The organism is Kluyvera sp. Awk 3, from assembly GCF_028069715.1.
GTDB classification, from domain to species: Bacteria; Pseudomonadota; Gammaproteobacteria; order Enterobacterales; family Enterobacteriaceae; genus Kluyvera; species Kluyvera georgiana_A.
The window spans coordinates 17,732-28,467 of record NZ_JANEWH010000060.1 but is presented as its reverse complement, the minus strand read 5'-3'; the positions used below and the strand labels follow the sequence as shown (position 1 = coordinate 28,467).

Here is a 10,736-nt window from a genome sequence, read left to right as displayed (position 1 = left end):
ATCTTTCACAATATCCCCTTAGTAACCAATTGCGATCCATGCGCAATTTTCGGCATAACCACTTTGCGCCCAGTTCTGAATCTGAATACCTTGCGTCCCAATTGCATTTACATTCATTGATGCGTTAGAACCATTCGTCCACCGGTTGCCTGTTGCAAATAATATGGTGTTGGGAAACGCGATATTCACGCTATACGTATTATTGGAATTAATAGGGGCTGAAGTACTCCCCCATTGAAGATAAAACTTCAAGTTATTTCCAGTGGTAGCCATACAAGGAATCTGTATATAACCATTTCCTCCCATTAACGATCTGATGCTATCCATATCAACCAGATTGGAAGCACTCCCCATACCGACATTTCGTGTCGCCGCCGTACCGAGTTGTAATGATTTTCTGAACGCCGAGACGTCTGCAATATCTGAGCCGTTCGATGCTTTTTGCATAGCGCCAGTGGCTTTGTTTACCGTGTCTTGCAAACCAAGGTTTAAGAGAATTATTTAATTTATTGAATCTGTTCAGGGTAAGGGGGATTTTGTTATGCCAGAATGATGCCGTTTCATATAGGTATTGGAGATAAAATGGATAATCAGCAGCGTTATTGGTTAGTTGGCGCGTCTTGGAATGGTGTTGACCACCAGGATGAGAAGTTCGTTAAAAACCACATCTGGGTTTTGGGATGGGGAATTGATGAAGACAAAGTTCAATTCGAAGCGGCAAAAGAAATCAGGCCTGGAGATAGAATCGCCATAAAAAGGATGAAAGGCCGTGGCAGCCCTATGATTGCGATTAAGCATATAGGAATCGTAAAAGGTGTTGTCGAAGATGATGAAAGAGTAATCTGCTCGGTTGATTGGATCGGTATTAACCTTGAGCGGGATGTGGCATCAAAGGGGTGTTACGCGAGTGTTCATGGCCCATTTGTACGCACTCCTGAAACCTCCGCTTGGATTAACGAAATTTTTAGCCTTTGATCAAAAATCTATCGTTGAGTAGCACAATGCTGCCTTTTATCAGGGAGGCAGCATGTTAGTAGGCTATATACGTGTATCAACAAATGAACAAAATACTGCACTGCAGCGTGATGCACTGGAACGGTCAGGATGTGAGCTAATATTTGAGGATAAAATGAGCGGTAAAACATCGGACCGCCCAGGATTAAAAAAGCTGCTTAAAACCCTGTCGCCAGGAGATACGCTGGTTGTCTGGAAGCTTGATCGACTTGGGCGCAGTATGCGGCATCTGGTTATTCTCGTGGAGGAGTTGCGGCAGCGGGCTGTTAATTTCCGCAGTCTGACGGATAGCATTGATACCTCGACACCCATGGGGCGCTTTTTCTTCCACATCATGGGCGCCCTGGCTGAAATGGAACGTGAACTGATTGTGGAAAGAACCCGTGCGGGATTGGCTGCAGCAAGGGCGCAGGGGAGAATCGGCGGGCGCCGTCCAAAGTTGTCACAGGAACAATGGGCGCAGGCCGGGCGGTTACTGGCTGCAGGTGAAACACGTCAGCGCGTGGCGCTGCTTTTTGATGTGGGTATTTCCACTCTGTATAAGAAATTTCCCGCCAGCCAGCCAGGCTGAAAACCCCGTTATTGTGTCAGTGATGGCACAGGCAGAAACACGTGCGCCGCGTGCGTATCAACCAGAACATAAGGCATCCCTGTCAACCGGAGATAATGCCTTATGGCTCAGGATTACCACCACGGCGTGCGCGTTGAAGAAATCAACGAAGGCACCCGAACGATTACCACGGTGAGCACTGCCATCGTGGGCATGGTCTGCACCGGCGATGATGCCGATGCGTCCGTGTTCCCCCTCAATAAGCCGGTCCTTCTGACCGATGTGCTGACCGCCAGCGGCAAAGCAGGCGAGTCCGGCACGCTGGCCCGCTCGCTGGATGCTATTGCAGATCAGGCAAAGCCTGTCACCGTGGTTATCCGCGTGGCCCAGGGTGAAACCGAAGCTGAAACCACCGCCAATATTATCGGCGGCGTCACGGCAGACGGTAAAAAAACGGGCATCAAAGCGCTGCTGTCTGCGCAGTCGCAGCTGGGCGTTAAGCCGCGCATCCTCGGTGTGCCGGGCCATGATACGCAGGCGGTTTCCACTGAACTGCTTAGCGTGGCGCAGAGCCTGCGCGGGTTCGCTTACCTTTCCGCCTATGGCTGCAAAACGGTGGAGGAAGCGATCGCCTATCGTGAGAATTTCAGCCAGCGTGAAGGGATGTTGATTTGGCCTGACTTTATCAACTTTGACACCGTGCTGCAGGCGGATGCGACGGCTTTTGCCACCGCTCGCGCGCTGGGTATGCGCGCCAAAATTGACGAGCAGACCGGCTGGCACAAAACCCTGTCTAACGTGGGCGTGAATGGCGTCACTGGCCTGTCCGCTGATGTGTCCTGGGATCTGCAGGACCCGGCAACGGATGCGGGACTGCTTAACCAGAACGATATCACCACCCTCATTCGTAAAGACGGTTTCCGCTTCTGGGGTTCCCGTTGCCTCAGTGATGATCCGTTGTTCCAGTTTGAAAACTACACCCGCACGGCGCAGGTGCTGGCTGACACCATGGCGGAAGCGCATATGTGGGCAGTTGATATGCCGCTGAATCCATCACTGGCCCGCGACATTATCGAAGGTATCCGCGCCAAAATGCGCAGCCTGGTTAACCAGGGCTATCTGATTGGTGGTGATTGCTGGCTGGATGAGTCGGTGAACGATAAGGACACCCTGAAAGCCGGGAAACTGGCGATCGACTACGACTATACGCCAGTGCCGCCGCTTGAAAATCTGATGCTGCGCCAGCGCATCACCGATCGCTATCTGGTCGATTTTACCAGCCGCGTCAGCGCATAAGGAGGATACATGGCATTACCACGCAAGTTAAAGCACCTGAACCTGTTTAACGATGGGAACAACTGGATGGGGATTGTTGAGTCAATCACCTTGCCAAAGTATTCACGCAAGTTTGAAAAATATCGCGGCGGCGGGATGCCGGGATCTGCAGATGTGGATTTGGGGCTGGATGATGGCGCGCTGGATACCGAATTCTCAATTGGCGGTATGGAGTCACTGCTATACAAGCAGATGGGGAAAGCCACTGTCGACGGCATCCAGCTGCGTTTCACTGGCTCAATTCAGCGTGACGATACCGGCGAAGTGCAGGCGGTTGAGCTGGTTGTACGTGGGCGCCATAAAGAGGTGGATGCTGGCGAACTGAAAACGGGTGAGAGCAATTCCACGAAGGTCAGCAGCACCAATACCTATGCGAAGCTGACGATCGCCGGTGAGGTGCTCTATGAGGTCGATGTTATCAATATGGTCGAAATTTGTGATGGTGTGGACCTGCTGGAAGAACACCGCAACGCAATTGGCCTCTGATTAACCTGATGGCGCGGCAGGCCGCGCAATAACCCTAATGGAAAAGATAATGAGCGATAAACTGACTGAAAAGACTGTGCAGCTGGATACCCCAATCAAGCGCGGTAAAACTGAAATCACTGAAATTGTACTGCGTAAGCCGCAATCCGGCGCACTGCGTGGTACGCGCCTGCAGGCCCTTATGGATATGGATGTGGGCGCCATGATGACGGTGATCCCCCGCATTTCCACCCCGACGCTGACGCAGCAGGAAATGGCAGAGCTGGACCCCGCCGATCTCACCTCGTTGTCTGTTGAGGTGGTCACTTTTTTGTTGAAGAAGTCGGTGCTTGCCGGTTTACCGACTGCCTGACGGTAGATGATTTGGTGGCAGATATTGCCACCATTTTTCACTGGCCGCCCTCCGTCACTGACGTTATGCCGCTGACCGAAGTGCTGGAATGGCGGTACAAAGCGATACAGAGAAGCGGAGCCAGCGATGAGCGATAACAACCTGCGCCTGCAGGTCATTCTGAATGCGGTGGATAAACTCACCCGCCCCTTCCGTTCTGCGCAGGCCAGCTCTAAGGAGCTGGCAGCCGCAATCCAGCAAAGCCGCGCCAGCCTCAAAGCGCTTGATTCTCAGGCCGCCCGTATTGATGGCTTTCGTAAGGCGAACGGACAGCTTGCCGTCACCGGTCAAAACCTGAAAGCCGCCCGCGAGGAAGCCGCAAAACTTGCAACGCAGTTTTCAGCAACCAACCGCCCAACGGCGCAGCAGGCCAGGCTGCTTGAACAGGCAAAAAACCGTGTTAATGAGCTACAGGGGCAGTACAACGGCTTGCGTCAGTCTGTACAAAAACAGCGGCTTGCCCTGAATGAAGCCGGGCTGGACACCCGCAAACTTAGCAGCGCCCAGCGCGAGCTGCGGCAGAATGCTGACGAAACGCGGCTGGCGCTGGACCGCCAGCAAAAATCACTCAAACGCCTGGGGGAACAGCAGGCGCGGATGAATGCGGTCCGTGAGCAGTATTCCCGCCGTCTTGAAGTTCGTGATCGCATCGCTGGCTCCGGGGCGACAACGGCAGCCGCTGGCGCAGCAATGGGGGCGCCGGTTGTGGCTGCGGTCAGGAGTTATGCCAGCATGGAAGATGCCATGAAAGGCGTGGCAAAACAGGTTAATGGGCTGCGTGACGACAACGGCAACCGCACAAAGCAGTTTTATGAAATGCAGGATGCCATCAAAGCAGCCAGTGAGCAGCTGCCGATGGAGAACGGCGCGATTGACTACGCGGCATTGGTTGAGGGGGGCGCCCGCATGGGCGTGATCAATCAGGATGATCCTTTTGAGGACCAGAAGCGCGATCTGCTGGCCTTTGCCTCCACCGCAGCTAAAGCAGCAACGGCCTTTGAGCTGCCTGCAGATGAACTGGCGGAGGGGTTAGGAAAAATAGCGCAGCTGTATAAAGTGCCTACGCGCAACATTGAGCAGCTGGGCGATGCGCTGAACTACCTGGACGATAACGCCATGTCAAAGGGCGGGGATATTATCAACGTCCTGCAGCGCATGGGGGGCGTGGCTGACCGCCTCGACTTCCGCAAAGCGGCGGCGCTGGGTTCAACTTTCCTTTCTCTGGGCGCCGCGCCTGAAATTGCCGCCAGTGCTTCAAATGCCATGGTGCGTGAGCTTTCCATTGCCACCATGCAAAGCAAACGCTTTTTTGAAGGTATGGACCTGCTGAAACTCAATCCGGCAGAGATCGAAAAGCAGATGACCACGGATGCCATGGGCACTATTCAGCGCGTACTGGAGAAGGTCAACAAGCTGCCGCAGGATAAGCGCCTGTCTGCAATGACGATGATTTTTGGTAAAGAGTTTGGCGATGATGCCGCGAAACTGGCTAACAACCTGCCGGAGCTGCAGCGACAGTTGAAACTCACCGCCGGAGCTGATGCGAACGGCTCAATGCAGAAAGAATCCGACATTAATAAAGATTCATTGTCTGCGCAGTGGTTGCTGGTTAAGACGGGCGCGCAGAACGCTTTCAGCAGCCTGGGGGAAACGCTGCGCCAGCCGCTGATGGATATCATGAGCATGGTTAAAGGCGTGACCGGGGCGCTGCGGCGCTGGGTTGAGCAGAATCCTGTGCTGGCTGGCACGCTGATGAAAGTGGCTGCGGCGACGGCGGCGATCACTGTCGGGCTGGGTACGCTGGCGGTGGCGGTGGCTGCAGTGCTGGGGCCGATTGCGGTGATCCGGTTCGCGCTGTCGATGCTGGCGGTTAAGGCTTTACCTTCCGCTGCAGCTGCAGCGACCCGCACGGGTGGGGGGCTGCGCTTGCTGGTTTCCGGGCCGCTGGCAGTGCTGCGTGTGGCGCTGTTTTCTGTGGCCGGTCTGTTGGGCGCGCTGTTGAGTCCGATCGGTCTGGTGGTGGCTGCGCTGGCTGGGGTGGCGATGGTGGTCTGGAAATACTGGCAACCTATCAGCGCCTTTCTGGGGGGCGTGGTGGAAGGGTTCAAAGCGGCAGCTGCGCCGATCCTGTCAGCCTTCACCCCGCTAATGCCCATTTTTCGGTGGGTAGGGGATAAGGTCAGGGAGTTGTGGGGCTGGTTTACCGATTTGCTGACGCCAGTTAAATCGACGGCGGCAGAGCTGCAGAGCGCGGCATCAATGGGGCGTTTGTTCGGGGAAATGCTGGCGGAAGGGCTGAAAATGGCGCTGCATCCGCTGGAGTCCTTGAAATCCGGCGTGGTCTGGTTGCTGGAAAAGCTGGGTTTGGTCAGTAAGGAGGCCGCCAGCGCCCGGCTACCCAATCAGACACCTGCTACAGTGGGCGGTAACGGCAGCGTAATGTTGCCGCCCGGCGGATTCCCGGCTTATGCGGGGATGTACGATACCGGCGGTAATATCCCGCGCGGGCAGTTTGGCATCGTGGGGGAGAACGGCCCGGAGATTATCAACGGCCCGGTAAACGTAACCAGCAGGCGACGCACAGCGGCGCTGGCCTCGGTGGTTGCCGGGATGATGGGGGTGGCTGCGGCGCCGGTCGATGCGGCCCCGCTTCATCCGTTTAGCCTGCCGATAAAATCAGGCGCCGCAATGATGGGCCAGAGCGCCAGTGTACAGCCGGTTATCCGTGTGGACGCACCCACGCAGATTATTATCCAGGCCCAGCCAGGACAGAATGCGCAGGACATTGCGCGAGAGGTGGCGCGCCAGCTCGATGAGCGCGACCGCCGGATCAGGGCGAAGGCCCGGAGTAACTACAGCGATCAGGGGGGATATGACTCATGATGATGGTGCTGGGATTATTTGTTTTCGAGTTACGCACGGTCCCTTATCAGGAGCTGCAGTATCAGCGCAGCTGGCGCCTGGCAACAAACAGCCGGGTAAACCGCCGCCCGGCGGTGCAGTTTCTCGGGCAGGACAGCGATCCGCTGACGCTATCTGGTGTTCTGATGCCGTCACTGACCGGAGGCAGGATGTCGCTGCTGGCGCTGGAACTGATGGCTGAGCAGGGGAAGGCATGGCCGCTAATAGAGGGGAGCGGGGCGATTTACGGAATGTATATGATTGAAAGTCTTAGCCAGACGAAAACGGGATTTTTTCAAGATGGCGCCGCACGCCGTATTGAGTTCTCACTGGTACTTAAGCGGGTGGATGAGTCGCTGGCGGATATGTTCGGCAGCCTTAGCGATCAACTGGGCATTCTGCAGGACACGGCAACGTCTGCAATTGGCAGCATCAGCGGAACGGTGGGAGGGTTGCTGTCATGAGTTTTGATTCAGGGCTGCTGAATACCGGCAGCAAAACGCCAGCATTCAGCATCACGATTGAGGGTAAGGATATTACAACGGTGCTGGATAAGCGCCTGATGAGCCTGACCCTGACCGATAACCGGGGCTTTGAGGCTGACCAGCTTGATCTGGAGCTGGACGACGCGGACGGTCTGATTGTGCTGCCGCGCCGTGGAGCGGTGATCACCGTGGCGCTGGGTTGGAAAGGTCAGCCGCTGTTCCCAAAGGGTGGTTATACGGTAGATGAAATTGAACACAGCGGCGCGCCTGACCGTCTGACCATTCGCGCCCGCAGCGCTGACTTCCGGGAAACGCTGAATACCCGGCGTGAAAAGTCATGGCACCAGACAACCGTGGGGGAGGTGGTGAAAGAAATAGCCGGGCGCCATAACCTGAAAATGGCGCTGGGCAAAGACCTGACCGACAAAGCGATCGATCACATCGACCAGACAAACGAGAGCGACGCCAGTTTCCTGATGCGGCTGGCGCGCCAGTATGGCGCCATTGCATCTGTGAAGGATGGCAATCTGCTGTTTCTCCGGCAGGGCCAGGGCAAAACTGCCAGTGGCAAAGCGCTGCCGGTTATCACGATTACCCGTAAAGATGGCGATGGCCACCGCTTCACCCTGGCAGACCGTGGCGCCTATACCGGCGTTATTGCCAGCTGGCTGCATACGCGGGAACCGGTAAAAAAAGAAGCGGTAAAGGTAAAACGGAAGCGAAAAACCACAACGACAAAAACGCCGGAGGAGAAACAGGGGGATTACCTGGTCGGTACGGATGAAAACGTGCTGGTCCTCAGTCGGACCTATGCGAACCGCAGCAATGCGGAACGGGCCGCAAAAATGCAATGGGAGCGCCTGCAGCGTGGGGTGGCTTCATTCTCTATGCAGCTGGCAGAGGGGCGCGCTGATCTCTATACGGAAATGCCAGTAAAGGTACAGGGGTTCAAAAAGCAGATTGATGATGCGGAATGGACCATTACCACGCTGACCCATACCGTTACGGCAGATAATGGATTTACGACCAGCCTGGATTTTGAAGTAAAAATAGATGGGTTCGAAATGGAATGATTAGTTCCAAATTGCGAACTATGCTGTATCATTATTGCGAACTGGTTAATAATGAGGGCTGATTATTATGATGAATTGTCCTATGTGCGGACAGGCGGCACATACCCGAAGCAGTTTCCAGGTTTCCAATGAAACCAAAGAACGCTACAACCAGTGCACGAACATCGAATGCGGTCATACCTTCGTGACGCATGAGACTTTTGTGCGGTCAGTGTGCCGTCCGCAAAAAATCAGCGAAGCACCGCCTCATCCCAAAGGTATGCAGGAACAATTTGCTTACTGAGTCTGACCCGCCGCTGGCGGGTTTTTTTATGCCTGTTGCCGCCATGGGGAAAACTCTGTCGCCATTTTGCCGCCATCAAAGGAATAGTTGGTGTATAAGTGGCTGATATTGAAGGATATGAAATTCAGGCAACAAAAAACCCATCAACCTTGAACCAAAGATGGCGGGGTTGATGGGCTCCACAAAATGGGGACATCAAAGAAAAGCAGTGGCACTAATTAAGACTCGCACCCTGAGGAAAAGTTCTGCGTTGCGCAAAAAAATTTTCTTTTCTTTGTTTTCCCCCTGTCAGGGCTAGCCGCCTAGTCCTGGCCAGATGATGATAATGAGCGTACCGGCGAGGGTTAACAGCACGTTTGCGATCGCATATGTGCCCGCATAACCCAGCGCCGGAATATTGCTACGCGCGGTGTCGCTGATGATTTCCATTGCTGGCGCACAGGTACGCGCTCCCATAATGGCGCCGAACAGCAGCGCGCGGTTCATGCGCAGGACGTAAGCACCGAACAGGAAGCAGATAACCACCGGAACCAGGCTGACAAACAGTCCCGCAACCAGCATCTGGCCGCCAACCACGCCGAGGCTGTTGCCAATGCCGCCGCCAGCGCTTAAGCCGACGCCCGCCATAAACACCATCAGACCAAACTCTTTCACCATGTTCAGCGCGCCCTGCGGGATATAGCCGAAGGTGGGGTGGTTAGCACGCAGGAAGCCAAGCATGATGCCCGCAAACAGCAATCCGGCAGCGTTGCCGACGCCGAAACTAAAGTTGCTGAACTGGAAGGTGATCATGCCAATCATCAGGCCGATGATAAAGAAGGCGCAGAAGGCCAGCAGGTCGGTCACCTGGCTGTGGATGGAGACGAAGCCGATACGATCGGCGACGGTTTTCACGCGGCGCGCGTCGCCGCTCACCTGTAGCACATCACCTTTGTTGAGGACGATGTTATCGTCGATCGGCATTTCAATCTGGCTACGGATGACGCGGTTGAGGAAGCAGCCGTGGTCGGTCAGCTTTAGCTGCGCCAGACGGCGACCCACAACATTGTGATTTTTCACCACGATCTCTTCGGTAACGATGCGCATGTCCAGCAGATCGCGGTCGAACACCTCTTTACCGTTACGGAAGCTCGGGTCCAGACGCGCATGGGCATCCGGGTAGCCAACCAGCGAAATCTCATCACCCATTTGCAGGACGGCGTCGCCGTCCGGGTTCGCCAGAATGCCGTTGCGGCGGATACGTTCGATATAGCAGCCGGTCTGGCGATAGATGCCCAGTTCACGCAGATTTTTGCCGTCGGCCCATGCAACCAGCTCTGGCCCCACGCGGTAGGCGCGGATCACCGGCAGATAGACTTTACGATTGGTGTCGGTGTCAAGACCGCGCTCGCGGGCGATCTGCTGGGCGCTGGTTTGCAGATCCTGATGCTGGAACTTCGGCATATAGCGGGCGGCGACGATCAGGCTCACCAGACCAATCAGGTAGGTCAGGGCATAACCAAGACTCAGATGATCTTGCGCCTGCGCCAGCAGAGCGCTCTCCATGCCGGAGTGGCGCAGAGTATCCCCCGCCCCCACCAGAACCGGCGTAGACGTCATGGAGCCGGCAAGCAAACCGGCGGTCAGACCGATATCCCAGCCGAAGAGTTTACCGAGGCCCAGCGCAATCAGCAGCGCGCTGCCGACCATCACTAACCCCAGCATGAGATAATTTTTACCGTCGCGGAAGAAAATAGAAAAAAAGTTGGGTCCGGCTTCAACACCAACGCAGAAAATAAACAGCATAAAGCCCAAATTCAGCGCGTCGGTGTTAATACTAAAGTGCTGCTGCCCTAATAAGAGGGAGACGACTAAAACGCCAATGGAATTACCAAGTTGGATGGAGCCCAGACGTAATTTGCCAAGACAAAGCCCCAGCGCTAATACCACGAATAATAACAGGATGTAATTCCCGTTTAACAAATCTGCGACGTTTATATTCACGGAATCTAACTTATCGTTTACCAGTAACGTGTTGAAAGAAAGGGTTATTTGGTCTACTGTTGACCAAGGGCAATGGTTGGCTTAATGCTATCCTGTACCCAAAAAATAACCAGAAAATAGCGGTCAGTAGTTTAATCGTTCCTGAAAGCTACGGCTAGCAACAATCGCTTTTAGCACCGAAGTGTTTTGGCAGGGAAAGCCAAAAACTTTATCTGACTGGGCGCCCGTAAGGGTG

At 54.9% G+C, this 10,736-nt stretch carries 12 protein-coding genes; 10 read left to right on the top strand and 2 right to left on the bottom strand.

The window, feature by feature from the left end; genetic code table 11:
• Positions 1–18: 18 nt before the first annotated feature.
• On the bottom strand, positions 19–447 hold the full coding sequence (locus NNN71_RS13850) for a gp53-like domain-containing protein (RefSeq protein ID WP_271458723.1): 429 nt from the start codon (positions 445–447) through the stop codon (positions 19–21).
• A gap of 135 nt (positions 448–582) precedes the next feature.
• Between NNN71_RS13850 and NNN71_RS13845 the strand changes: the two genes are divergently transcribed.
• The 10 genes from NNN71_RS13845 to NNN71_RS13800 all read left to right on the top strand — a co-directional run bounded on the left by NNN71_RS13845 (position 583) and on the right by NNN71_RS13800 (position 8,518).
• Complete coding sequence (locus NNN71_RS13845; protein ID WP_271458722.1) at positions 583–975, top strand: hypothetical protein; 393 nt, start codon at positions 583–585, stop codon at positions 973–975.
• 52 nt (positions 976–1,027) lie between these two features.
• The gene (locus NNN71_RS13840) at positions 1,028–1,585 is read left to right on the top strand and encodes a recombinase family protein (RefSeq protein ID WP_032282131.1); all 558 of its coding nucleotides are present in this window, start codon (positions 1,028–1,030) and stop codon (positions 1,583–1,585) included.
• 102 nt (positions 1,586–1,687) lie between these two features.
• Positions 1,688–2,860: a phage tail sheath protein gene (locus tag NNN71_RS13835; protein WP_271458721.1), complete on the top strand. Its 1,173-nt coding sequence runs from the start codon at positions 1,688–1,690 to the stop codon at positions 2,858–2,860.
• A gap of 9 nt (positions 2,861–2,869) precedes the next feature.
• On the top strand, positions 2,870–3,385 hold the full coding sequence (locus NNN71_RS13830; RefSeq protein WP_032281464.1) for a phage major tail tube protein: 516 nt from the start codon (positions 2,870–2,872) through the stop codon (positions 3,383–3,385).
• Between the two features lie 49 nt (positions 3,386–3,434).
• Positions 3,435–3,737 carry a phage tail assembly protein gene (locus tag NNN71_RS13825; protein ID WP_271458720.1) on the top strand — a complete coding sequence of 101 codons (303 nt, stop codon included), beginning with the start codon at positions 3,435–3,437 and terminating at the stop codon, positions 3,735–3,737.
• A gap of 14 nt (positions 3,738–3,751) precedes the next feature.
• Positions 3,752–3,874 (top strand): GpE family phage tail protein, encoded by a 123-nt coding sequence (locus NNN71_RS13820; protein WP_032300013.1) that lies wholly within the window; start codon positions 3,752–3,754, stop codon positions 3,872–3,874.
• Positions 3,864–6,659: a phage tail tape measure protein gene (locus NNN71_RS13815; RefSeq protein ID WP_271458719.1), complete on the top strand. Its 2,796-nt coding sequence runs from the start codon at positions 3,864–3,866 to the stop codon at positions 6,657–6,659. Before NNN71_RS13820 ends, NNN71_RS13815 begins: the two co-directional genes overlap by 11 nt.
• A complete protein-coding gene (locus NNN71_RS13810) occupies positions 6,656–7,141 on the top strand; it encodes a phage tail protein (RefSeq protein ID WP_271458718.1) in 486 nt (161 codons plus the stop codon). Before NNN71_RS13815 ends, NNN71_RS13810 begins: the two co-directional genes overlap by 4 nt.
• On the top strand, positions 7,138–8,235 hold the full coding sequence (locus NNN71_RS13805; protein ID WP_271458717.1) for a phage late control D family protein: 1,098 nt from the start codon (positions 7,138–7,140) through the stop codon (positions 8,233–8,235). The genes NNN71_RS13810 and NNN71_RS13805 overlap by 4 nt, the downstream gene beginning before the upstream one ends.
• Positions 8,236–8,302: 67 nt before the next feature.
• Positions 8,303–8,518 carry an ogr/Delta-like zinc finger family protein gene (locus tag NNN71_RS13800; protein WP_271458716.1) on the top strand — a complete coding sequence of 72 codons (216 nt, stop codon included), beginning with the start codon at positions 8,303–8,305 and terminating at the stop codon, positions 8,516–8,518.
• Between the two features lie 294 nt (positions 8,519–8,812).
• Here the strand turns inward: NNN71_RS13800 and NNN71_RS13795 are convergent, their stop codons facing one another.
• Positions 8,813–10,501 (bottom strand): aspartate:alanine antiporter, encoded by a 1,689-nt coding sequence (locus NNN71_RS13795; RefSeq protein WP_163446987.1) that lies wholly within the window; start codon positions 10,499–10,501, stop codon positions 8,813–8,815.
• Between the last annotated feature and the right edge of the window lie 235 nt (positions 10,502–10,736).